Annotated in this window: 19 protein-coding genes and 1 tRNA gene; 10 read left to right on the top strand and 10 right to left on the bottom strand. The window is 70.0% G+C overall.

The features are described from left to right. Positions 1-27 precede the first annotated feature (27 nt). The 5 genes from LPC08_RS23200 to LPC08_RS23180 all read left to right on the top strand — a co-directional run bounded on the left by LPC08_RS23200 (position 28) and on the right by LPC08_RS23180 (position 6,292). On the top strand, positions 28-1,230 hold the full coding sequence (locus tag LPC08_RS23200; RefSeq protein WP_230450585.1) for an amino acid ABC transporter permease: 1,203 nt from the start codon (positions 28-30) through the stop codon (positions 1,228-1,230). 13 nt (positions 1,231-1,243) lie between these two features. Next, a complete protein-coding gene (locus tag LPC08_RS23195; protein ID WP_230450584.1) occupies positions 1,244-2,377 on the top strand; it encodes an amino acid ABC transporter permease in 1,134 nt (377 codons plus the stop codon). Between the two features lie 129 nt (positions 2,378-2,506). Beyond that, positions 2,507-3,298: an amino acid ABC transporter ATP-binding protein gene (locus LPC08_RS23190; RefSeq protein ID WP_304622046.1), complete on the top strand. Its 792-nt coding sequence runs from the start codon at positions 2,507-2,509 to the stop codon at positions 3,296-3,298. A gap of 662 nt (positions 3,299-3,960) precedes the next feature. Next, entirely contained in the window at positions 3,961-5,829 is a 1,869-nt protein-coding gene (locus LPC08_RS23185; RefSeq protein ID WP_230450583.1) for a potassium transporter Kup, read from the top strand. 97 nt (positions 5,830-5,926) lie between these two features. After that, positions 5,927-6,292 (top strand): hypothetical protein, encoded by a 366-nt coding sequence (locus LPC08_RS23180; protein WP_230450582.1) that lies wholly within the window; start codon positions 5,927-5,929, stop codon positions 6,290-6,292. A 630-nt stretch (positions 6,293-6,922) separates the two neighbouring features. Here the strand turns inward: LPC08_RS23180 and LPC08_RS23175 are convergent. Then, a tRNA-Ala gene (locus tag LPC08_RS23175) sits at positions 6,923-6,998 on the bottom strand. A 204-nt stretch (positions 6,999-7,202) separates the two neighbouring features. Here LPC08_RS23175 and LPC08_RS23170 point away from each other — a divergent pair. Together LPC08_RS23170 and LPC08_RS23165 are read left to right on the top strand one after the other, a co-directional pair. After that, a complete protein-coding gene (locus LPC08_RS23170) occupies positions 7,203-7,955 on the top strand; it encodes a CoA transferase subunit A (RefSeq protein ID WP_230450581.1) in 753 nt (250 codons plus the stop codon). A 12-nt stretch (positions 7,956-7,967) separates the two neighbouring features. Further along, on the top strand, positions 7,968-8,624 hold the full coding sequence (locus LPC08_RS23165; protein ID WP_230450580.1) for a CoA transferase subunit B: 657 nt from the start codon (positions 7,968-7,970) through the stop codon (positions 8,622-8,624). Positions 8,625-8,843: 219 nt separating this feature from the next. On the opposite strand, the gene LPC08_RS23160 is transcribed toward LPC08_RS23165, so the two are convergent. The 7 genes from LPC08_RS23160 to cyoA all read right to left on the bottom strand — a co-directional run bounded on the left by LPC08_RS23160 (position 8,844) and on the right by cyoA (position 15,612). Beyond that, the gene (locus LPC08_RS23160; protein ID WP_370643268.1) at positions 8,844-9,410 is read right to left on the bottom strand and encodes a response regulator transcription factor; all 567 of its coding nucleotides are present in this window, start codon (positions 9,408-9,410) and stop codon (positions 8,844-8,846) included. Next, the gene (locus LPC08_RS23155) at positions 9,394-10,683 is read right to left on the bottom strand and encodes an ATP-binding protein (RefSeq protein ID WP_230450579.1); all 1,290 of its coding nucleotides are present in this window, start codon (positions 10,681-10,683) and stop codon (positions 9,394-9,396) included. The genes LPC08_RS23160 and LPC08_RS23155 overlap by 17 nt, the downstream gene beginning before the upstream one ends. Beyond that, positions 10,680-11,408: an SURF1 family protein gene (locus LPC08_RS23150; RefSeq protein WP_230450578.1), complete on the bottom strand. Its 729-nt coding sequence runs from the start codon at positions 11,406-11,408 to the stop codon at positions 10,680-10,682. Before LPC08_RS23150 ends, LPC08_RS23155 begins: the two co-directional genes overlap by 4 nt. Before the next feature lie 5 nt (positions 11,409-11,413). Then, positions 11,414-11,806, bottom strand: a complete 393-nt coding sequence (cyoD, locus tag LPC08_RS23145) for a cytochrome o ubiquinol oxidase subunit IV (RefSeq protein ID WP_230450577.1) — start codon at positions 11,804-11,806, stop codon at positions 11,414-11,416. Further along, positions 11,803-12,438 carry a cytochrome o ubiquinol oxidase subunit III gene (gene cyoC / locus LPC08_RS23140; protein WP_230450576.1) on the bottom strand — a complete coding sequence of 212 codons (636 nt, stop codon included), beginning with the start codon at positions 12,436-12,438 and terminating at the stop codon, positions 11,803-11,805. Before cyoC ends, cyoD begins: the two co-directional genes overlap by 4 nt. A 4-nt stretch (positions 12,439-12,442) precedes the next feature. Then, positions 12,443-14,443: a cytochrome o ubiquinol oxidase subunit I gene (gene cyoB, locus LPC08_RS23135; RefSeq protein ID WP_230450575.1), complete on the bottom strand. Its 2,001-nt coding sequence runs from the start codon at positions 14,441-14,443 to the stop codon at positions 12,443-12,445. A gap of 89 nt (positions 14,444-14,532) precedes the next feature. Beyond that, the gene (cyoA, locus tag LPC08_RS23130; protein WP_230450574.1) at positions 14,533-15,612 is read right to left on the bottom strand and encodes a ubiquinol oxidase subunit II; all 1,080 of its coding nucleotides are present in this window, start codon (positions 15,610-15,612) and stop codon (positions 14,533-14,535) included. A gap of 167 nt (positions 15,613-15,779) precedes the next feature. Between cyoA and LPC08_RS23125 the strand changes: the two genes are divergently transcribed. Next, positions 15,780-17,111 (top strand): MFS transporter, encoded by a 1,332-nt coding sequence (locus tag LPC08_RS23125; RefSeq protein WP_230450573.1) that lies wholly within the window; start codon positions 15,780-15,782, stop codon positions 17,109-17,111. Between the two features lie 149 nt (positions 17,112-17,260). Here LPC08_RS23125 and LPC08_RS23120 read toward each other — a convergent pair whose 3' ends face one another. Both LPC08_RS23120 and LPC08_RS23115 read right to left on the bottom strand, forming a co-directional pair. Beyond that, a complete protein-coding gene (locus LPC08_RS23120) occupies positions 17,261-18,928 on the bottom strand; it encodes a hydantoinase B/oxoprolinase family protein (protein ID WP_230450572.1) in 1,668 nt (555 codons plus the stop codon). Then, positions 18,925-20,979: a hydantoinase/oxoprolinase family protein gene (locus LPC08_RS23115; RefSeq protein ID WP_230450571.1), complete on the bottom strand. Its 2,055-nt coding sequence runs from the start codon at positions 20,977-20,979 to the stop codon at positions 18,925-18,927. Before LPC08_RS23115 ends, LPC08_RS23120 begins: the two co-directional genes overlap by 4 nt. 162 nt (positions 20,980-21,141) lie before the next feature. Between LPC08_RS23115 and LPC08_RS23110 the strand changes: the two genes are divergently transcribed. After that, the gene (locus LPC08_RS23110; RefSeq protein ID WP_230450570.1) at positions 21,142-22,458 is read left to right on the top strand and encodes an NAD(P)/FAD-dependent oxidoreductase; all 1,317 of its coding nucleotides are present in this window, start codon (positions 21,142-21,144) and stop codon (positions 22,456-22,458) included. 40 nt (positions 22,459-22,498) lie between these two features. Further along, positions 22,499-24,028 (top strand): ABC transporter substrate-binding protein, encoded by a 1,530-nt coding sequence (locus LPC08_RS23105; protein ID WP_230450569.1) that lies wholly within the window; start codon positions 22,499-22,501, stop codon positions 24,026-24,028. The last annotated feature ends 8 nt before the right edge of the window (positions 24,029-24,036 follow it).

The raw sequence follows: 24,036 nt of genomic DNA, 5'->3' as shown, positions 1-24,036 counted from the left end.
CATGGGCAAGGAGAACAGGCCAACACGATGTCGCAGACCACCATCGACCCGCGCCTCCTCCGCCCGCCGCCGAAAAGGCCGCTGCGACTGAGCTGGCGGGACGAGCGCCTCCGCTCGATCGTCTGGCAGGTGCTGATCGTCGGGCTGGTGGTCGCCCTGGTCTGGTGGCTGGCCCGCAACACCGCCCACAACCTCGAGGTCCGGCGCATCGCCACGGGCTTCGGCTTCCTGTGGCGCGAGGCGGGGCTGCCGATCGGCGAGCACCTGATCGAATACTCGCCCACCAGCACCTATTTCCGCGCCCTCACCGTGGGCGTGCTGAACACGCTCAAGGTCGCCGTCATCGGCATCGTCCTCGCCACCGTCCTGGGCACGCTGATCGGCATCGCCAAGCTGTCGAAGAACTGGCTGCTCTCCCGCGTCGCGGGCGCCTATGTCGAGCTGGTGCGCGACCTGCCGCTGCTGCTGCAGCTGCTGTTCTGGTACACGATCCTCCAGTCCCTGCCCGGGCCGCGCCAGGCGCTGAACCCCGGCGGCGGCATCTTCCTGTCCAACCGCGGGCTGAAGCTGCCCTGGATCGAATGGCAGGATTCCCACACCTTCGCCCTGCTCGCCTTCGTCGTCGGCGCCGTCGCGACCTGGGCCTATGCCCGCAGCGCCCGCGCCAAGCAGATAGCGGACGGCCAGCCCCGCCGGGTATGGCCCTTCGCGCTGGCCTTCCTGGTCGGCCTGCCGGTCGCCGTCTGGGCCCTGACCGGCGCGCCCTGGACGGTGAGCTGGCCCGCCCTGCGCGGCTTCAACTTCCAGGGCGGCATCACCGTCAGCCCGGAGTTCTTCGCGCTGCTGATCGGCCTCGTGATGTACACGGCCGCCTTCATCGCCGAGATCGTGCGCGCCGGCATCCTCTCCGTCTCGCAGGGGCAGTGGGAGGCGGCGCAGGCGCTGGGGCTGCGGCCCGGCGCGACGCTCCGGCTGATCGTGCTGCCGCAGGCGCTGCGCGTCATCATCCCGCCGATGACCAGCCAGTACCTGAACCTGACGAAGAACTCCTCGCTGGCCGTCGCCATCGGCTACCAGGACATCGTCTCGATCGCCAACACGACGCTGAACCAGACGGGCCAGGCGATCGAGGGCATCGCCATCATCATGCTGGTCTACCTGACCATCAGCCTGAGCATCAGCCTCTTCATGAACTGGTACAACACGCGCATCGCGCTCATCGAGCGCTGAGGAGGGCCGGGTCATGAGCGACGTCACCCTCAACACCGCCGCGGCGGCGGTTCCGGAGGCCGCTCCGCGCAACCCGCCCGCCCTGGCCGTGGGACCCGTGGCCTGGGTGCGGGCGAACCTCTTCTCCTCCTGGATCAACACGGCGGTCACGCTGCTGCTGGCCTACCTGATCGTGCGCTGGACGATCGGCTTCATCGACTGGGCCTTCGTCAACGCCATCTGGTCGGTGCCCAGCAACCAGACCCAGGCCTGCCGCGACCTCAAGGGCGTGGGCGCCTGCTGGGCCGTCATCACGGAGAAGCACCGCTTCATCCTGTTCGGCACCTATCCCTTCGAGGAGCACTGGCGGCCGGCGGTGGTCTGCCTGCTGTTCATCGGGCTCTACATCGTCTCCGCCATGCGCCGCTTCTGGCGGTGGGAGCTGGCGGTGGTGTGGCTGGTGACGCTGACCGTCATCGGCATCCTGATGTGGGGCGGCGTGCTCGGCCTGTCCTATGTCCCGCAGGAGCGCTGGGGCGGCCTGCCGATCACCCTGATCCTCTCCACCTTCGGCCTCGCCTTCGCCTTCCCGCTCGCCATCCTGGTGGCGCTGGGCAAGCGCTCCAGCATGCCGGCGATCCGGCTGCTCTGCGTCGTCTATGTCGAGCTGATCCGCGGCGTGCCGCTGATCTCGCTGCTGTTCATGGCATCCGTGATGTTCCCGCTCTTCCTGCCGGAGGGGATGAACGTCGACAAGCTGCTGCGCGCCCAGGTCGCCATCATCCTCTTCGCCGGCGCCTACCTGGCCGAGGTGGTGCGCGGCGGGCTCCAGGCCCTGCCCAAGGGCCAGTACGAGGCGGCGGACGCGCTGGGCCTGTCCTACTGGAAGAAGACGGGCTTCATCGTGCTGCCGCAGGCGCTGCGCCTCGTCATCCCGCCGCTGGTGAACACCTTCATCGGCTTCTTCAAGGACACCTCGCTGGTGCTGATCATCGGCATCTTCGACCTGCTGACCGCCGGCAAGACGGCGATCGTCGAGCCAGCCTGGCAGGGCTTCGGGGTGGAGGTGTACGTCTTCGTCGGCGTGATCTACTTCCTGTTCTGCTTCGCCATGTCGCGCTACAGCCAGAACCTGGAGGCGGAGCTGAACCGCCACCGCCGGCGCTGAGCCGCAGGCGTCCCCTCGCCCGCCGCCCGGGAAGCCGCGCTTCCCGGGCGGCGATCCCTTCCGGGCCCCGGCGGCCCGCCCCCTCCGGGCCACGTGCCCGATCCGCTTCCGAACGGAGGAGTTCCGCCCATGAGCGCCGCGCTCGACGAAGGCTCCATCGCCTCGGCCATCAAGGCCGATGCCCCGCCGGCGATCCTGCTGGAGAACGTCAACAAGTGGTACGGCGCCATGCACGTGCTGCGCGACGTGAACCTGGCCGTCGCGGCCGGCGAGCGGGTGGTGGTCTGCGGCCCCTCGGGCTCGGGCAAGTCCACCATGATCCGCTGCATCAACCGGCTGGAGCAGCACCAGCAGGGCCGGATCGTCGTGGACGGCATCGAGCTGTCGGACGACCTGCGCAGCCTGGACGCGATCCGGCGCGAGGTCGGGATGGTGTTCCAGTCCTTCAACCTGTTCCCGCACCTGACCATCCTGCAGAACTGCACCCTGGCCCCGATCTGGGTGCGCAAGATGCCCAAGGCGGAGGCCGAGGAACTGGCCATGGACTACCTGCGCCGGGTGAAGATCCCCGAGCAGGCGAACAAGTACCCCGGCCAGCTCTCCGGCGGGCAGCAGCAGCGGGTCGCCATCGCCCGCGCCCTGTGCATGAAGCCCAAGATCATGCTGTTCGACGAGCCGACCTCGGCACTCGACCCGGAGATGATCAAGGAGGTGCTCGACACCATGATCGGCCTGGCCGAGACGGGCATGACCATGATCTGCGTCACCCACGAGATGGGCTTCGCCCGCACCGTGGCCGACCGGGTGGTGTTCATGGACCGCGGCGAGATCGTCGAGTCGGGCACGCCGGACCAGGTCTTCAACGACCCCAAGACCGACCGCCTGAAGATGTTCCTCTCGCAGATCCTGCGCGGCCACTGACAAGGGACGGCGGGAGGCGCTGACCCATGGCGGCGCGGGGTGCGCCCGTGGCCCGGGGACAAGGCTCCGCCTCGCCCCCGATACCCCCACTCCGCCAGGACCCTGCGGGCCCTGGACCCGATCAGCGCTGCCGCGCGGATGACTGCGACGGGGTCACGGCGCCGAGGAGCATGGCCCCTCGGCGGGTACAGTCTCCTTACTCGCTGACGCCTTTGACGCTTTTCCAGAGTCCCGCCTGTCCGCGCGCCGTCAGGGTTCAGCCCACGGGCTGACTACAGCCGCACCGCACCAGACTCCCAGCGGGGACCGGGGCCCGCTTGTGGCCCCGGCAGGGGAGGGTCCGGGACGGGGATCGACGCACGGCGTCGATGCCACGGGCCGGCCTCGCCTCCCGGTCCGACGCCGGAACACCACAGCCCGACAGGTCACCTCATCCCGCCACCGTATGATACGGGCGGTCCGCTCCGCCCGCCTGGGGGGACGGCATCCCTTTCCTGCCCTGCTCCGGCGCACCCGGGGTCCGGGCGACGGGACGAGGCGGCCGGCCCTTGCCGTCCTGTCCCGGCTGTCCGGAGGTTGAACGGGCTGCCCCTTGCGTCCGCCTCTCGGCCCAGCCTATGCCTGTGGCGTAACGCAATGCGTCCCGGCCCGTGACCTCAGACATGTCGCACAGCAGGGGACGCCCCCTCACCCTGCCGCTGCTCCTCGCCGTCCTGGGGGTCGTCTATGGCGACATCGGCACCAGCCCCCTCTACGCGCTCCGTGCCGCCCTGCTGCACTTCGCCTCGGATGGGCTGGAGCGCTGGGAGGTGCTTGGCGTCCTCAGCCTGATCGTCTGGTCGCTCTTCATCGTCGTCACGGGGAAATACGTCCTCCTCGTGCTGCGCGCCGACAATCGCGGCGAGGGCGGCATCCTGGCGCTGATGGCGCTGGCCCATCGTGTCACCGCCACGCCGCGGGGACGCAACCTCGTCGTCATGGTCGGCATCGCCGGCGCCTGCCTGTTCTTCGGCGACGGCATCATCACCCCGGCCATCTCCGTCCTCTCGGCGGTCGAGGGGCTGAAGCTGATCTCGCCGGTCTTCGACCAGGCGGTGACCCCTCTCTCCCTGGCCATCCTGGTCGCGCTCTTCCTGGTGCAGTACCGCGGCACCGGGGCGGTCGGCCGGATCTTCGGCCCCGTCACCGTGCTGTGGTTCGCCGCCATCGGCCTGCTGGGGCTGGTGGAGATCCTGCGCGAGCCGGGGGTGCTGGCGGCGCTGTCGCCGCACCATGCCATCCGCTTCTGCATCACCTACAGGCTGGCGGCCTTCATCGCGCTCGGCTCGGTCGTGCTGGCGATCACCGGGGCCGAGGCGCTCTATGCCGACATGGGTCATTTCGGGAAGCGTCCCATCCAGCTCGCCTGGATGACCTTCGTCCTGCCCTGCCTGCTGCTGAACTACCTGGGCCAGGGGGCGCTGGTGCTGAGCGACATCGCTGCGCTCGACAACCCCTTCTACCTGCTCGCGCCCGGCTGGATGCGGCTGCCACTCGTGGTGCTGGCGACCTTCGCCACCATCATCGCCAGCCAGGCCATGATCTCCGGCGCCTATTCCATCGCGCGGCAGTGCGTGCAGATGGGGCTGCTGCCGCGGCTGGTGGTGCATCACACCAGCGAGACGGAGGAGGGGCAGATCTACCTGCCCCAGGTCAACTTCGCCCTGCTGATCGGCGTGGTGATCCTGGTCCTGACCTTCCGCAATTCCGACAGCCTCGCCGCTGCCTACGGCATCGCCGTGACGGGCACCTTCCTCGCCACCTCCTGCCTCGCCGGCCTGGTGTTCCGGCGCAGCTTCGGCTGGCCCCTGGCGCTGGTGCTGGCCGTCTTCGTGCCGCTCTTCCTGCTCGACCTCGCCTTCTTCATCTCCAACGTGCTCAAGATCCCCGATGGCGGCTGGGTGCCGCTGGTGCTGGGCGTGGCGATGTTCGTGCTGATGGTGACATGGCGGCGTGGGCGCGAGCTGCTGATGAGCCGCTTCCGCCAGGACAGCCTGCCGCTGAAGTCCTTCCTGGCGCGGCTGCCGCAGTCCCGCACCATCCGGGTGCCGGGCATCGCCGTCTTCATGACCGGCCAGGCGGACTACGTGCCCAACGCGCTGCTGCACAACCTGAAGCACAACAAGGTGCTGCACGAGCGGATCATCTTCGTCACCGTGCTGAACGAGGACGTGCCGCAGGTGTCCGAGCGCAGCGAGGCGACCCAGCTGGCCCCGGGCATCTACCGCGTGCTGCTGCGCTACGGCTTCCTGGAGAGCCCGAACATCCCGCGCGACCTGGAGGCGCTGAAGGATCTGGGCGAGGGCTTCAACCCGATGCAGGCCAGCTACTTCCTGGGACGGGAGACGCTGGTGCAGGCCACGGTGCCGAAGATGGCGGCGTGGCAGCAGTGGCTGTTCCGGGTGATGAGCCGCAACTCCGTTCCGGCGACCGAGTTTTTCCGTATCCCCAGCGATCGGGTGGTCGAGCTCGGCGTCCGGGTGGCCATCTGACACCAGGTGCGGACCCCGTGCCGCCGGTGCTGTGCCGCCGGCACCCGGCGGCACGGGGGCGCCCCCCCGGGGGCGGATGGCGTGAAGGAGGAGGCGCATGACCCGGATCATCCTGTCCCCCAGCGGCGGTCCCGGCCTTCCGGAGGGAAGCCCGGAGCATCGCTACGAACTGGAGCTGGTGCTGGATGGGCAGGGCCTGCCTTCGGCCGAGGCCTGGCTCGGGGATACCAACCCCTGGCCTGCCCGGCGCCAGTGGCCGGGCCAGGGCGTGATGGAAGGGGACGTGCAGTACGATCCCGACCTCGGCTGGGCGCTGCGCTTCTTCCACCCGTCCGACCGGGCGGATGATGCGCCCTTGCATGCGGTCATGCAGGTGCGGACCTGGCTGCGACCCGGCGAGAATGTGACGATCGTGGAGCCGAACGGGAAGGAACATGGCTGGCGGGTCGTCAGCATCGCTTGATCCCAACGGTGGATGACCTGACCGGTCATGCTGTGGTGTTCGGGCGTGGGACCGGGAGGGGGCACCGGCCTGCGGCATCGACGCCGTGCGTCGATCTCCGTCCCAGACCCTCCCCTGCCGGGGCCGCAAGCAGGCCCCCGTCCCCGCTGGGAGGCTGGTGCTGCGCGGCTGCCGTCAGCCTGCGGGCTGATCCCGGGGAGAGCGCGGACAGGCGGGACTCTGAAAAAGCTTCAGAAGGCGTCAGCGAGTGCGGAGGCCGGTCCCGCCGAGGAGCATGGCTCCTCGGCGCCTCGACCCCGTCGCAGTCATCCGCGCGGCAGCGCCCACCGGGTCCAGGGCCCGCAGGGTCCTGGCGGAGTGGGGGTATCGGGGGCGAGGCAGAGCCTTGCCCCCGGGCCACGGGCGCACCCCACGCCAGCACGCATCAGGGCATCACACCGTCCGTATGAGCCTGCCATCGCCCGAAGCCGACTTGATTTGGCGCCGCCGTCCGCGGCAAGCCCTTGTTCCTGGTTTCGGTGGCCTGGCCTGGTGTCTTTGCCGCAACGGGCCGGAGGGCTCTGTGGGTGATGCCGGAATGCCAGTGGCCAAAAGCAAACGGGGCGTCCGTTACCGGACACCCCGTTGAATTGGTGGAGCCAATCGGAATCGAACCGACGACCTCCTGAATGCCATTCAGGCGCTCTCCCAACTGAGCTATGGCCCCGCACCAGGCGGTGCGGGCGTATAACCCCCCCCTGCCGGACACCGCAAGACCCCTGCCCGGAGAAACTTGCGCCGGCTGCATGCGCCCGGTGCGGGGGCGCCCGGTGCGGGGAGGGCTGGTACGGCCGGGGGTGCCGGGGCCGGGAGTTCCCTGGGATGCCTCTGATGCTCTATGAGAACGTTCAAGCGAGGAGCAGGAGCGCCCATGAGCAGCAAGGTCTACACGGATGCCCGCAGCGCCCTGTCGGGCGTGTTGCGGGATGGGATGCTGATCCATTCCGGCGGCTTCGGCCTCTGCGGCATCCCGGCGGCGCTGATCGAGGCCATCCGCGAGAGCGGCGTGAAGGACCTCACCGTCGTCTCGAACAATGCCGGGATCGACGATGCGGGGCTGGGCCTGCTGCTGAAGACCCGCCAGATCCGCAAGATGATCTCCTCCTATGTCGGGGAGAACGCCGAGTTCGCCCGGCAGTACCTGGCCGGTGAGCTGGAGATCGAGTTCAACCCCCAGGGCACGCTGGCGGAGCGCATCCGCGCCGGCGGCGCCGGCATCCCCGCCTTCTTCACCCGCACCGGCGTCGGCACCGCCGTCGCCGAGGGCAAGGAGGTGCGGAACTTCGACGGGCATGACTACGTGATGGAGCGCGGCATCTTCGCCGACCTCGCCATCGTCCATGCCTGGAAGGCGGACACTGAGGGCAACCTCGTCTTCCGCAAGACTGCCCGCAACTTCAACCCGATGATGGCCACCGCCGCGAAGGTGACGGTCGTCCAGGTGGAGGAGCTGGTGCAGCCGGGCGAGATCGACCCGGACCACATCCACACCCCCGGCATCTACGTGAAGCGCATCGTGCTGCTGCCGCCCGGCTACGAGAAGCGGATCGAGCAGCGCACCCTGCGCAAGCGCGCCGATGCCGCCCCGGCCGCCGCCGGCACCGACCCCCTGCCCACCGCCTGAGGAGCGCCCGTCATGCCCTGGACCCGTGACCAGATGGCCGCCCGCGCGGCCCGCGAGCTGCAAGACGGCTTCTACGTCAACCTCGGCATCGGCATCCCGACGCTGGTGGCCAACCACATCCCCGACGGCGTCTCGGTGCAGCTGCAGAGCGAGAACGGCATGCTCGGCATCGGCCCCTTCCCCTACGAGGGCGAGGAGGACCCGGACCTGATCAATGCCGGCAAGCAGACCGTCTCGGAACTGCCCACCACCTCCTACTTCTCCTCCGCCGACAGCTTCGCGATGATCCGCGGCGGGCATATCGACCTGTCGATCCTGGGCGCCCTCCAGGTCGCGCAGAACGGCGACCTCGCCAACTGGATGATCCCCGGCAAGATGGTGAAGGGGATGGGCGGCGCGATGGACCTCGTCGCCGGGGTGAAGAAGGTGGTGGTGCTGATGGAGCACACCGCCAAGGGCGACGCGCCGAAGCTGCTGAAGCAGTGCAACCTGCCGCTCACCGGCAAGGGCGTGGTGGATCTGGTGGTCACCGAGCTGGCGGTCTTCTCCATCGACCGGGAGGCCGGCCGCATGACCCTGGTCGAGATCGCCCCCGGTGTCACCGCCGAGGAGATCCGCGCCAAGACCGAGGCGGAGTACGAGGTGCCGGCGAACCTCCTGGCGGCCTGACGGCCGGCGCCGCGGTGGGCCATCCCGCGGGCCCGCCGCGGCCCACGGGCCGGCCCCGCCCTGCCCCCGGGGCCCTCATCTGCCGGGAGCAGGGCTTACGCGGGAGGCGTTCGTGACCGTGCGGGAGCGGGCGGGGGGGCGCGGAGCCGCTCCCCCGGCGGGGATCGGCCCGGGGCGTAGCGCCGCCGGGGTGACGAGGGGGCTGGACCGGCCTCCCGGTCAGACAATCGGGCGCTTCTCCAGCTTCCTGGCCAGGGTGCGCCGGTGCATGCCGAGGCGCCTGGCGGTTTCCGAGATGTTGAAGCCGGTCTCCACGAGCACCTCGTTGATCCGTTCCCACTCCAGGGTCTTGATGGACGCCGTCGAGCGACCGGATACGGAGACGTCCGGATTGCCGGCCGCCTTGTCGAAGGCCGCCTCGATGTCGTCCGTGTTCGACGGCTTGGCGAGGTAGTGGCAGGCGCCGAGCTTGATCGCCTCCACCGCCGTCGCGATGCTGGCGAAGCCGGTGAGGACGACGATCCGCATGGACGGGTCGCGGGCGTGCAGCGCCTGCACACAGGGAAGCCCCGACGCGGTCTTCAGCTTCAGGTCCACGACCGCGAAGTCGGGAACGTCCTGGGCCAGGGCCACGTCCAGCTCCTCGGGCCCGCCGACCACCCGGACCTGGTAGCCACGCCGCTGGAAGGAACGCTGGAGCGCGTGGGCGAAGACGGCGTCGTCCTCGACGATGAGAAGCGAGCGCGGCTCGTCCAACTCGGCCTCCATGTCATGCCCCGGGGACAAGGGGAACGAAGATCCTGACCTCCGCCCCCCCCTGCGGAAGATTGGCGACCTCGACCCGGCCGCCAAGCCGTCTTGCGACCGTCACCACCAGGAACAGGCCCAGGCCGTGCCCGGCCCCCTTGCTGGACCTGTAGGGCTGGCCGAAATGCTGCAGCATCTCGGGCAGGAAGCCCGGCCCGTGGTCGCGGACGGCCAGCACCAGCATGTCGCCGGCCTGCGTGGCCGAGAGGTGGACCCGCTCCGCCGAGGCCTCGGCGGCGTTCTCCAGCAGGTTCCATACGGCTTGGCGCAAGGCGGGATCGGCCACCACCAGGGCCCCCGCGATGCCGTGGCCGTGGCATTCGAGCGGGATGGCATGGTGGGCGGCGCGCCAGGCCTTCGCCAGCTCGCTGATGAAGAGGCCGGCATCGATGCTGCCGAGCATCTCGCTCCGCGGCTCCCCGGCCGAGTGCAGGATGTCCGTCACGATCGACTTGCAGCGCCGGACCTCGGCCTGCATCTCGCGCAGTTCGCCGAGCAGCTCCGGGTCCGAGGCCAGCTTGGGCATGCGCTGCCAGTCGCTCAGGATCACCGACAGGGACGCCAGGGGCGTGCCCAGCTCGTGCGCCGCCCCGGAGGCGAACAGCCCCATGCGGACGATGTGGTCCTCCTCGGCGGCATGCTGCCGCATGTCGGCGAGATAGGCATCACGCGCGTGCAGGTTCTGGCTGATGCGGGTGATGAACAGGACCAGCAGCGCGGCCACGAGCGTGAAGCTCATCCACCGCCCCAGCGTGTAGAGGTCCGCGACCTCGTCCATCAGCTGCGGCGGGAACTGCAGCGGCAGGTGGCGATAGGTCAGGAGGGCGAAGCACCCCGCCGTCACCGCCACCAGGATCCAGACGAGCCCCGCCCGGAGCAGGATGGCGCCCAGCACGACCTGGACCAGGTACAGGGCGATGAACGGGTTCTCGGCGCCGCCGCTGAGATAGAGCTGCGCCGTCAGCGCCATGACGTCGAAGAGCAGCGCCAGCAGGAACTCCAGGTTCGTGATGCGCCGCCGCAGCATCCTCGAGCTGGCCAGGTTGACCGCGGCGAGCAGCGCCACGACCCCGAGCATCACGCCCACCGGCAGCGGCACGCCCAGCCCGAAGCGGACAGCCATGATGGTCATGAACTGGCCGGCGACCGCGAGCCAGCGCAGCTGGATGAGCTGCCACATGTTGTCGTTCGCGATCGCATCCGACGCGGAGCCGATATGGCGCGTCAGGGCGAGGAGCGGAGCGTCCTTCACGCGTCTTCGGCCTCCGCCCCGCGCACCAGCAGGACCCAGAGCCCCGCCAGGCCCATCGCCGCCAGTCCGAACCAGGTCAACGCATAGACCAGATGGCTGTTCCGGAAGGCGACCACCGTCAGGCCGCCGACCGGATAGCCCCCCGGGCTCGCGGCCGCATCCGCGTCGATGAAGTAGGGCGCGACCGGGCCCAGCCCCCGTGCCGAGGCGATGGCCGCGACGTCGCGGGAGAACCAGCGGCCGCCGGCCGGGTCGTTGCTCCGCAGGAAGGCGCCCCCGGGCTCGGACGGGCGCAGCAGGCCGGTGACGGTCACGCGCCCGGCCGATGGCCGGGCCTGCCGGTCGGCGGCGGCGCGCCGGTCCGGCGGCACGAAGCCGCGGTTCACCAGCACGGTCCAGCCGTCATCCGTGCGCAGCGGCACCAGCAACCAGAAGCCCGGACCCAGCTCCGTGACGGCCTGGACCAGGGTCTCCCGGTCGTCCAGCAGGGTGCCGGCGACGCGCACGCGCGTATAGGCTTCCGCCGGCGCCGAGAAGCCGGGCCACTCCGCCGGCCCCGGCGCGGGCCGCGGCTCCGCATGGATGCGGCGCTCCACCGTGGCGATCAGGTCCAGCTTCCAGGCGCGGCGCTGGACCTGCCAGACCCCCAGGGCGATGAACAGCACCGTCGCCGTGCCGAGGAGCGCCGCCAGAAGGCCGCGCTTCGCCGGGGACGGGCGCGCCAAGGCCGCTATCGGGCGCCGGTCGCGGGCATCATGGGCATCATGTTCGTGTTCAGGTGATACATGATCCAGATCGACCCGCTGATGGTGATCAGCACGATCACGGCCGTGAACACGAAGGCGAGCAGCGTCCAACCGCCTTCCGAGCGCGTGTTGAGGTGCAGGAAGTAGACGACATGCACGATGATCTGGACCACCGCGCAGGCGAAGATCAGCAGGGCCGTCACCTGGGGGTTCTGCAGCACGTGCCCCATCACCAGCCAGAACGGGATGGCGGTGAGGATGACCGACAGGGCGAAGCCGATCAGGTAGCCGCGTCGCGTGCCGTGGCCGTGCGTATCGCCGTGGCCGTGCAGATGGGGGGCGGGCGTGGCCGGATGGGCGGCCGTCGGGGCGGTCATCGGAGCACTCCGAACAGGTAGACGAAGGTGAAGACGCCGATCCAGATGATGTCGAGGAAGTGCCAGAACATGCTGAGGCACAGCAGGCGGCGCTGGTTCTCCAGCACCAGCCCGCGCTGGCCGATCTGGACCAGCAGGGTGGAGATCCAGATCAGCCCGAACAGGACGTGGAGGCCGTGCGTGCCCACCAGCGTGAAGAAGGCCGACAGGAAGGCGCTGCGCTGCGGCGTGGCCCCCTCGGCGATCAGGCTGGCGAACTCATAGAGCTCGACGCCCAGGAAGGCGGCGCCGAACAGGGCGGTGACGGCCAGCCAGAGCCGCGTCCCGGGCAGCCGGCCCGCCTCCATCTCCAGCATGGCGAAGCCGAAGGTGATGGAGGAGATCAGCAGGAAGGCGGTGTTGAGCGCCACCAGCGGCAGCTCGAAGATCTCGTGCGGCGTGGGGCCGCCGGCGAAGCTGGTGCTCAGCACGCCGAAGGTCGCGAAGAGCGCGGCGAAGATGAGCGCGTCGCTCATCAGGTAGATCCAGAAGCCCAGGATCGTCGCGCCGTTGCCGCCGGCGTGGTCGTGGTCCTCCGCCTCGGCCAGGTGGTAGGTGCGCGCCGGCTCGGCGGGGTGCGTGGCGTGCGGCATCGTCTCAGGCTCCTGCCGCCGTCAGCCGCGCCCGCTGGCCTTCCGTCCGCGCCACCTCGCTGGCGCTGATGAAGTAGTCGCGGTTGTAGTTGAAGGTATGGCCGATCGCGACCGCCAGCAGGCCGACGGCGCTCAGCGCGGCCAGCCACCACATGTACCAGATCATCCCGAAGCCCAGGGCGAGGGCCAGGACGGCGAGGTACACCCCGACGCCCGTGTTGCGGGGCATGTGGATCGGCCGGTAGCCCTCGGTCGGATGCCTGTAGCCGCGCTCCTTCATGTCGTACCAGGTGTCCAGCTCGTGCACGACGGGCGTGAAGGCGAAGTTGTAGGGCGGCGGCGGCGAGGAGGTGGACCATTCCAGCGTGCGGCCGTCCCAGGGATCGCCCGTGACGTCGCGCAGCGCCTTGCGCCGCACGATGCCCATGACGATGCTCATCACCGTGCCCAGGATGCCGACCAGGATGATGAGGGCGCCGACCGCGGCCACCACGAAGTAGGGCTGGAGCGTCACGTCCTCGATGTAGTTGATCCGGCGGGTCACGCCCATCAGGCCCACGATGTAGATGGGCGTCCAGGCGATCCAGTAGCCGATGACCCAGCCCCAGAAGGACACCTTGCCCCAGAACGGGTCGAGCTTGAAGCCGAAGGCCTTGGGGAACCAGTAGGTGATCCCCGCCAGCAGCCCGAAGACCACGCCGCCGATGATGACGTTGTGGAAGTGCGCCACGAGGAAGAGCGAGTTGTGCAGGACGAAGTCCGCCGGCGGCACCGCCAGCAGCACGCCCGTCATGCCACCCACCACGAAGGTCAGCATGAAGGCGACGACCCACATCATCGGCAGCTCGTAGCGGATGCGGCCGCGGTACATGGTGAAGAGCCAGTTGAAGATCTTCGCGCCCGTCGGGATGGAGATCACCATCGTGGCGATGCCGAAGAAGGAGTTGACGCTGGCGCCCGACCCCATGGTGAAGAAGTGGTGCAGCCAGACGATGTAGGACAGGATGGTGATGACCACCGTCGCGTAGACCATCGACGAGTAGCCGAACAGCCGCTTGCCCGTGAAGGTCGAGGTCACCTCCGAGTAGATGCCGAAGACCGGCAGGACCAGCACGTAGACCTCCGGGTGGCCCCAGATCCACACCAGGTTCCAGTACATCATGGGGTTGCCCCCCATGTCGTTGGTGAAGAAGTGGGTGCCGATGTAGCGGTCCAGGATCAGCAGGAAGAAGGCCGCGGTCAGGATCGGGAAGATCGCCACGGCCAGCACGTTGCTGCACAGCGCGGTCCAGCAGAAGACGGGCATCTTCATCATCGTCATGCCCGGGGCGCGCATCTTGATGATGGTCGCGACCATGTTGATCGCCGACAGCGTCGTCCCCACGCCGGCGATCTGCAGCGCCCACAGGTAGTAGTCCACGCCGGTGTCGGGGCTGTACTGCAGGCCGGCAAGCGGGGCGTAGGACAGCCAGCCGGTGCGCGCGAACTCGCCCACGAACAGGGACATCATGACCAGGGCGGCGCCGGAGACCGTCAGCCAGAAGCTCAGGTTGTTGAGGAAGGGGAAGGCCACGTCCCGCGCGCCGATCTGCAGGGGCATGACGAAGTTGATGATCCCCACCACCAGCGGGATGGCGACGAAGAAGATCATGATCGTGCCGTGCGCGGTGAAGATCTGGTCGTAGTGGTGCGACGGCAGGTAGCCTTCGTTGGCGCCGAAGGCGACCGCCTGCTGCGCCCGCATCATCAGCGCGTCGGCGAAGCCCCGCAGCAGCATGATGATGCCGAGGATGACGTACATGATGCCGATGCGCTTGTGGTCCACGCTGGTGAACCACTCCTTCCAGAGGTAGCCCCACAGCCGGAACCAGGTCAGCGCGGCCACGATGCCGAGGCCCAGCAGCGCCACGACGATGAAGGTGATGAGCAGGATCGGCTCGTGGATGGGGAAGGATTCAAGCGTGAGACGGCCGAAGACCGTCTTGAGGAAGCTATGCTCTGGCATGGTCTGGTCCGGGGATGAGGCCGCCCTGGGCGCCGGGGGCGCGAGGGAGCATGGAAGGGGTCATGCCGGCTGGTGCCTTCCGCCGACGGCTAGTTGTGGGGGGTTGGCTGGCCGGGCCCCGTGGGGCCGGGCGGGGCGGTGATGTTCGGGCCGGACCCCTTCTCCTCCGGCTCCCGCAGCAGCGCGGGCGTCGGGGGGGACCCGTGGGTGCCGCCGTGGGAGGGGGGCATGCTCATGCCGCCATGGGACGCGTGCCCGCCGCCGCCGCGGACCCGCTCCATGTCGCGGGCCATCACCTCCGCCGCGCAGGGCCTGCCCGGCTCGACGCACTGGTTGACCGCCCGGTCGAACAGGCCGTCCTGGACAGAGCCGAAGCGCGTCACGGGAACCCGTTCGCTGGGGCGGTCGAGCGCCAGGTACTCGGTCTGCCCGAGCGGGCCGCCCGACCTCGCCTGCTGCACCCAGCCGTCGAAGCCCGCCTGGTCCACGCCGCGCAGCCGGAAGCGCATGTGGGAGAAGCCCGCCCCTGTGTAGTTGGCGGAATAGCCCATGGAATCGCCGGGCTCGTTCAGCACGGCGTTGAGCTCCGACCGCATGCCCGGCATGGCGTAGATCATCCCCGCCAGGGTGGGCGCGTAGAAGGTGTTCATCTGCGTGCTGGAGGTGATCAGGAAGCGGACCGGCACGTTGACGGGCAGGACCAGCTCGTTCACCGCGGCCACCCCCTGCTCCGGGTAGATGAACAGCCACTTCCAGTCCATCGCCACGACCTGGATCTCGAGCGGCCTGGTCCCCGGGGGGACCGGCTTGCCCGGCGCGATCCGGTCCAGGGGCCGGAAGGGGTCGAGCAGGTGCGTGCTCGACCAGGTGACCGCGCCCAGGCAGATGATGATGAGCAGCGGGCAGGCCCAGATCACCAGCTCCAGGGACATGGAGTGGTCGAACTTGGGGTCGTAGGTGGCCTTGCGGTTGCTGGCCCGGTAGCGCCACGCGAACAGGACCGTCAGCGCCATCACCGGCACGATGATGAGCAGCATCAGCCCCGTCGCGATCAGGATCAGGTCGCGCTGCTGGATGGCGATGTCGCCGGTGGGATTCATCACGACCATGTCGCACCCGGCGAGCATGAGGAGTAGACAGGACATGCCCAGACGGGCGAGGCGCTTCACCGCCGCCGTTCCTTTTTCGCGCATGGGACGCCCATACCGGCCTGTGACCCTGGCGTAACATTGGACATTTTGTCCAATCCCCTGCCCCTCCCCATTCGGGCAGGAAGCCTCGTTCAGGCAGTATGGGCTGGACCGGATGCGGGCCTGGGCCGGGATGGGGTACGACGATGAGTGAGGCCGACGCCGCCGCGAGTTCAACGCCGCTGGAGCGGGACGCCCGCCTCGTCACGGCGCGCGATCACCGCATCGCGCCCGGCGAGATCGCGATCGGGGTCATCGTCGGCCGGACGAGCGAGTTCTTCGACTTCTTCGTCTACGGCATCGCCTCGGTGCTGGTCTTCCCGTCGCTGATCTTCCCCTTCGTCGATCCCCTGACGGGCACGCTCTACTCCTTCGCCATCTTCTCCCTGGCCTTCGTCGCGAGGCCGGTCGGGACGTTCATCTTCATGGCGATCGACCGCAAGCACGGCCGCGGCGTGAAGCTGACCATCGCCCTGTTCCTGCTCGGCGGCTCGACGATGTGCATGGCCTTCCTGCCGAGCTACCAGCAGGCCGGCTCCCTGGCGGTGGCCCTGCTCGCCCTGTTCCGGCTGGGCCAGGGGGTGGCCTGGGGCGGGGTGTGGGACGGGCTGCCGTCCCTGCTGTCGCTGAACGCCCCGCCCGAGCGGCGCGGCTGGTACGCCATGATCCCGCAGCTCGGCGCCCCGCTGGGCCTGCTGGTCGCGTCCGGGCTGTTCGCCTTCTTCCTCACGACCCTCTCCACCGAGGATTTCCTCGGCTGGGGCTGGCGCTATCCCTTCTTCGTCGCCTTCGCGATCAACGTCGTGGCGCTCTTCGCCCGCTTGCGCCTGGTCGCGACGCCGGAGTTCGGGCACCTCTACGAATCCCGTGCGCTGCAACCCGCGCCGGTGGGTGAGACGCTGCGGCACGAGTGGCGCACCGTCCTGCTCGGCACCTTCGCGCCCCTCGTCAGCTTCGCGATGTTCCACGTGGTCACCGTCTTCCCACTGTCCTGGTCGGTGCTCTTCAACGAGGATACGCCGGCCCGCTTCCTGATGGTCGAGATGATCGGCGCCGTGGTGGGCCTGCTCGCCATCCTGGCCTCGGGCCTGATCGCCGATCGCATCGGCCGGCGGATGCTTCTCGGCGGGTCGGCGGTGCTGATCGCGGCCTATAGCGGGTTCGCGCCGCAGTTGCTGGGCCAGGGCCGCATCGGGGAGGCCATCTACCTGATCCTCGGCTTCCTGCTGCTCGGCCTGGCCTTCGGGCAGTCGTCCGGCGCGATCAACTACGCCTTCTCCGCCAGGCGCCGGTATACGGGCGCGGCGATCACCTCCGACCTGTCCTGGCTGATCGGCGCCGGCTTCGCGCCGCTCGCCGCCCTCCTGCTCTCCAGCACCTTCGGGCTGCTCTCCGTCGGCGCCTATCTGCTGTCCGGGGCGGTCTGCACGCTGCTGGCGCTGGCCTTCAACAAGGAGTGGGCCGGCAAGTCCGCCTAGACGGCCCCTCCCCGCCCCCCGGCGGCCTGGCCGGGACGCCGCGCGTCTCGCCGGAGCGGCAAGGCGGCATGGCCGGCAGGACCGGGCCCCCGGGAGGAACCGCCCGCCGGCGGTTCCGGGAGGGCACGCCCGGCGTGCCCTCCCGGGCGTCACGCCCCGAAGACGCTCTCCGCCAGGGCGGGGGTGAAGCGGCGCTCGCCGATGTCGCGCTGCACCCGGGCGCGGTCGCGCAGCACCGGCGGGCCATAGCCGCCGGCGCCGGGGGTGATGATGTCCACGATGTCGCCCGTGCGCATGACGCCGCTGCCGCCAACCAGCGGTGCCGCCTCCTCGTTCATGCTGACGCTGCCGTTGCCGCCGGGCAGGCCGCCGGCCAGGCCCCAGGGCGCCGAGTTCAGCCGCGACATGGAGATGCGCAGGCGGCAGGGCGCGTCGGCGCGGTAGGTGCGGCGGATGCCCATGCCGCCGACGAACTGCCCCGCCCCGCCGGAGCCGTCCACCAGCTCGTAGCGCAGCAGGGTCAGCGGGTACTCCACCTCCAGCGCCTCCACCGGCAGGTTGGAGGTGTTGGTCATGTGGACCTGCACCCCGTCCAGCCCGTCCTTGTTGACCCGCGCGCCGGAGCCGCCGCCGATGGTCTCCAGGTAGATCCACATGCTGCCATCGGGGTTGGTGCCGCTGAAGGTCGCCGAGGCCACGGTGCTGTTGCAGGCCGCCGTCACCCGTTCCGGCACCACCTGGGCGAAGGCGAGGTGGATCACGTCCACCACGCGCTGGCACAGGGAGATGCGGCCGTTCACGGCCGCGGGGTGGGAGCAGTTCAGCACCGTCCCCGGCGCAGCCTTCACCGTGATCGGGCGGGCGAGCCCGGCATTGGGCAGGATGGTCGGGTCCACCACGCCCTTGACCGTGTAGTAGACGGTGGAGAGCAGCGCGGTCCAGATCATGTTGAAGCCGGCGCGCACCTGCTCCGGGCTCTCGAAGGACAGCGTCAGCTCGTCGCCCCGCACCGCGATCTCGCAGCCGATCTGGATTTCGCCCGGCCAGTCCTCCGCGTCGAACAGGTCGGTGGCGGCATAGGTGCCGTCCGGGATCGCCGCGATGCCGGCGCGCATCTTGCGCTCCGCGTAGTCCTGCAGCGCGTCGCCCGCGGCGAGCACCGTGTCGCGCCCGTACTTGGCGCAGAGCGACTGCATCCGCTGCACGCCCAGCCGGTTCGCCGCCATCTGCGCGCGCAGGTCGGAGAGGCGCTCGCGCGGCACCTGGCAGTTGAGGAGGAAGATCTCCTCCACGTCGCGTTGCAGCACGCCCTCGCGGTACAGGCGCACGGGGGGCAGGCGGATGCCCTCCTGGTAGATGTGGGCGTGGCCGCGGTCGGCGAAGTCGGAATGGTGCGCCGTGTTGATCACCCAGGCGACCATCTCATCCTCGAAGAAGACCGCCTCCGCCAGCACGATGTCGGGCAGGTGCGTGCCGCCGCCCTCATAGGCGTCGTTGCCCATGAAGACGTCGCCGGGGCGGATGGTCTCGATCGGGTGGCGCTTGAGGATGTTCGGGATGAACTCCAGGAAGGAGCCCAGGTGCATCGGGATGTGCTCGGCCTGGCAGAGCGTCTGGCCCTTCAGGTCGAACAGCGCGGTGGAGCAGTCGCGCCGCTCCTTGATGTTGGTCGAGTAGCTGGCGCGCACCAGCGCCTCGCCCATCTCCTCGGTGATGGAGGAGAGGGCGGAGCCGATCACCTCGATGGTGATCGGGTCGACGGCGGCCGTGCCGGGCCTGGCGCCGGCCGGGCGGGGCGGGGGCTGGAGGGCGTTCATGCGTCGAACTCCAGGATCAGGTTCAGGTAGGGTTCCACCCGCGCCGTCATCCCCGGCAGGATCAGGGTGGTGGCGTCCATCTGCTCGACGATGGCCGGGCCGGCGATGACGTTGCCGCAGCGCAGCCGCTCACGGTCGTAGATCCGGCAAGGCGTGAAGCCGCCGGCCTCCGGCAGCCAGACCTCGCGCGTGCCCATCACCGCGGCCGAGGCATCCGGCCCGGCATCGGCCTGCGGCTGGAAGCTGGCCTTGGCGACCAGCCCGACCGCCTCGATGCGGAAGGTGACGAGTTGCACCGGCTCGCCCTCCGCCACGAAGCCGTACTGGCGGCGATGCGCCTCGGCGAAGCCCTCGCCCAGCGCGAGCAGGGTCGTGCCGTCCAGCACTCCCCCCGGCAGGGCCACCGGCAGCTCGTAGTTCTGCCCGGCATAGCGCATGTCCACGGTGCGGGTCAGGCGCCGCTCGGCGGGGGCGACGCCCTCCTCCTCGAACCAGGCCTCCGCCTGCGTCTCCAGCTCGGCGAAGGCGGCTTCCAGCACGGGGATGGCGCCTTCGCCCAGCAGGGTCAGGCGGGTGGCGGCGAAGTCGGCGCGCAGGTCGGTGAGCAGCAGCCCCATGGCGCAGAGGATGCCCGGGTTGCGCGGCACGACGATGCGGCTGATGTCCAGCTCCCGCGCCAGCCGCGCCGCGTGCAGCGGCCCGGCGCCGCCGCAGGCGAAGAGCGCGTAGTCGCGCGGGTCGTGGCCGCGCTGCACGGAGATCACCCGGATCGCCTTGGCCATGTTGGCGGTCACGACGGACAGGATGCCCTGCGCCGTGTCCATCAGCTCCATGCCGAGCTGGTCGGCGAGGCGCCCGATGGCGGCCCTGGACAGCGACTGGTCCACCTTCATGCGCCCGCCCAGCAGGTATTCCGGGTTCAGCGTCTGGAGCACGACATTGGCGTCGGTGGTGGCGGGCTCGGCATTGCCCTGGCCGTAGCAGACCGGGCCGGGGAAGGCCCCGCAGGAGCGCGGCCCGACCTTCAGCAGCCCGCCATTGTCAACGAAGGCGATGGAGCCGCCCCCGGCGCCCACCGTGTGGATGTCCAGCATCGGCGCCTTGATCGGGTAGCCGTGCACCGTGGCCTCGCCGGTCAGCCGGCACTGCCCGCCCTGGAGCAGCGCGACATCCGTGCTGGTGCCGCCCATGTCGAAGGTGATCAGGTCGGGGATGCCGATGGCGCGGCCGATCTCCTGCGCCGCCACGACGCCCGTGGAGGGGCCGGAGAGGACGGTGCGGACCGGCAGGCGCGCGGCCTGCTCGAAGCCGATGACGCCGCCGTTGGACTGCGTCAGGTGCGGCGTGGCGGTCAGGCCCAGCTCCGCCAGGCGGTTGGCCAGGCGGCGGATGTAGCCCTGCATCACCGGGCCGAGATAGGCGTTCACCACCGCCGTCGAGAGCCGCTCGTACTCGCGGAACTCGGGCGCCACCTCGTGGCCGGTGCACAGGAAGGCCTCCGGGCAGACCTCGGCCACGATCTCCCGCGCGCGGGCCTCGTGCTCGGGGCTGACGAAGCCGTAGAGGAAGCTGACGGCGATGGCCTCCACCCCCGCCTCCTTCAGCGCGCGCGCGGCCTCGCGCACCGCCTGCTCGTCCAGCGCGATCTCCACGCGGCCGTCGTGGCGGATGCGCTCCGGCACGCCCAGGCGCAGGTCGCGGGCGACCAGGATGGGGGGCTTGTCCGCCTGCATGTCGTAGAGGTCGGGGCGCTTCTGCCGGCCCAGCTCCAGCAGGTCGCGGAAGCCGTCGGTGGTGACCAGGCCGGTGCGCACGCCCCTGTGCTGGATCAGCGCGTTGGTGCCAACCGTGGTGCCGTGGCCGAAATAGGCGACCTCGCCCGGATCGCCGCCGACGCGGCCGATCCCCTCGGCCACGCCCTCGGCGATGCCCTGGGACGGGTCGGCCGGGGTGGAGGAGACCTTCCAGACCTCGACCCGGCCGGAGCTGTCGTCGAACAGGCAGATATCCGTGAAGGTTCCGCCGGAATCCACGCCGATGCGCCAAGCCATGCAGAACTCCTCCGTCGGTCGGCGGCGAAGCCTAGGCAGGGGCCGGCGCGAAGGGACGCCACGAAATTCCCATAACAACTATACGCTGGACAGCATGGCGCCTCCTGCCGCCCAATCCCCCGGTCACGTAACGACCCCTTCCCCGACGAGGATGACGGCCGCATGGCGCCACAGGTGGACCGGTTCCAGGGCAGCGAGGAGATTCCGGCGCGGACCTCCGTCGTGGTGATCGGCGGCGGCATCGCGGGCGTTTCCACCGCGCTGTTCCTCGCGGACCGCGGCGTGCCCGTGGTGCTGTGCGAGAAGGGCGTCATCGGCGGCGAGCAGTCCAGCCGGAACTGGGGATGGACGCGGGTGATGGGCCGCGACGAGCGCGAGATCCCGCTAGGGCTGGAAAGCCTGAAGCTGTGGCACCGCATGAACGAGATGACCAGGGCGGAGACCGGGTTCCGCGAATGCGGCATCGCCTATCTCTGCGACACGGAGAAGGAGGTCGCCGACTACGAGGCCTGGCAGGAGAAGGCGCGCCCCTACCAGGTCCACACCCAGCTCCTGCGCGGCCAGGACATCGACCGCGTCGTGCCCGGGGCCGCGCGGCCCTATGTCGGGGCCCTGTACAATCCCGGCGACGGGCGGGCGGAGCCGACCAAGGCGGCGCCCGCCATCGCCGCCGGCGCCGCGGCGCGGGGCGCCACCATCCTGACCGGCTGCGCCGTGCGCGGCATCGAGACCAAGGGCGGCCGCGTGGACGCGGTGGTGACGGAGCGCGGGCGGATCGCCTGCGACAGCGTCGTGCTGGCGGGCGGGGCCTGGTCGCGGCTCTTCGCCGGCAATGCGGGGATCGACCTGCCGCAGCTCAAGATCCTGGGCAGCGTCTTCCGCACCGGCCCGGTGCCGGGCGCGCCCGAGGTCAGCGCCGGCAGCAACCATTTCGGCTTCCGCAAGCGGCTGGACGGCGGCTACACCGTCTCCCGGCGCAATGCCAGCATCTCCGTCCTCACGCCCGACAGCTTCCGCCTCTTCGCCGATTTCGCGCCGACCCTGGTGAAGTCCTGGCGCGAGCTGCGGCTGCGCGTCGGCTCGCAGTTCCTCACCGAATGGAACACGCCGCGCCGCTGGCGGATGGACGAGCAGTCGCCTTTCGAGCGCGTGCGCGTCCTTGACCCTGAGCCGAATGCCGGGCTGATCGACGAGGCCAAGCGCCTCCTCCCCGCCGCCTTCCCCGCCTTCAAGGCGATGCACGAGGTGGAGCGCTGGGGCGGGCTGATCGACGTGACGCCGGATGCCGTGCCGGTGATCTCCGCCGTCGATGCGATCCCCGGCTTCTTCATGGCGACCGGCTTCTCCGGCCACGGCTTCGGCATCGGCCCCGGCGCGGGACGGCTGATGGCGGACCTCGTGACCGGCGCCACCCCGGTGGTGGATGCCGAGCCCTACCGGCTGAGCCGCTTCAACCGGAGCCAGCGACTGGCCGCCTGACACGCCCCGACCCGGCCCCCGCCCGGACCAAGGAGACAGCATGCTTCCGACCCGTCGCGCCCTCCTGGGCTCCGCCATGGCCATGGGGGCGGGTCTCGCCCTGCCCCGGACCGTCCGCGCGGCACGCGTGCCGAACACGCTCGTCTTCGGCCTCTCCAGCTACCCGCCCAACCTGCAGGCCTTCGCCCCCGCCGGCACCGCCGCGCTGACGGTGAAGCTGCAGACCCATCGCGGCCTGCTCTCCTATGATGCCGCCGGCAAGGTGCGGGCGGAGCTGGCCGAGAGCTGGGAGCCGCAGGGCCCGACCGGCTGGCGCTTCAAGCTGCGCGAGGCGGTGTTCCACAACGGCAAGCCGGTGACCGCCGAGGACGTCCGCTGGACGCTGGAGCAGGTCGCGGCGGAGCGTTCCGTCTCGCCCTTCGCCGGGCAGTTCCGCGAGATCGAGCGCGTGGAGACGCCCGATGCGCGCACCGTCATCGTCGTGATGAAGGAGCCGACGATCGTCCTGCCGGAATGGCTGGCGCATCCGCACGTGCCGATCGTGGCCAAGGACTCGCTGGGCCGCGACGGCGTCGGGATCGGTGCCGGCCCCTACACCGTCAAGGCGCAGGAGCGCGGCACCTCCGTCGACCTGGAGGCCAACCCGCGTTTCTACCGCCCCGGCCTGCCGAAGATCCGCAACCTGCGCTTCGTCGCCTATGCGGACGAGAACCTGCGCGTCGCCGCGCTGCGGGCGGGGGACGTGGACATCATCGAGTACGTCCCCTGGGAGGCGATGGCCTCGATCGAGGCCGACCCGCAGCTGAAGCTGGACAACCAGAACGGCCCCTTCATGTGGATGGGCTTCAACGGCGCGCGCAAGCCCTTCGACAACCCGCTGGTGCGCCAGGCCTGCGCCTATGCCATCCGGCGCGAGGAGATCGTGCAGGCGGTGTTCTTCGGCCGCGGCGCGCCGCTGGCCGGCGTGCCGCTGATCGACAGCAGCCCCTTCTTCGACGCGGCGCGCAGCCGTCACTTCGCCCATGACCCGGGCAAGGCGAAGGCGCTGCTGTCCCAGGCAGGGCTCGCGGACGGCTTCTCCGCCCAGCTCCTCTCCACCGCGCAGTACGGCATGCACAAGTCCACCGCCGAGATCGTGCAGCAGCACCTGGCCGAGATCGGCGTCAAGGTAGAACTGAGCATGCCGGACTGGGCGACGCGCGTGGCCCGCGGCGGGCGCGGCCAGTACGACTTCTTCATCCAGGGCAGCACGGCGGACAACAACGACCCGGACGGGCTCTCCACCCTGCTCGACGGCACCCTGCCCCCCAGCACCGTGCGCAGCATGAACATCCCCACACCGGAGGTGCACCAGCTCTTCGCCGAGGGACGGCGGGAGTTCGACGCGGCGAAGCGCAAGGAGATCTATGCGCGGCTGGAGGCGCAGGCGCTGCAGGACTGCGCCCTGGTCGGCCTCGCCTGGCGCGCGCAGGGCTATGCGATGGCGAAGGACGTGCAGGGCTTCAGGGGCCTGCCGGGCGGGCTGAACTTCAACTCCGGCATCACGCTGGAGGACGTGACCCTTGGCTGAGCCGCTCC

This window comes from Roseomonas sp. OT10 (genome assembly GCF_020991085.1).
Taxonomy (GTDB): domain Bacteria; phylum Pseudomonadota; class Alphaproteobacteria; order Acetobacterales; family Acetobacteraceae; genus Roseomonas; species Roseomonas cutis.
Note: the sequence above shows the minus strand (reverse complement) of the source record. Positions and strands in the feature narration are given on the sequence as shown.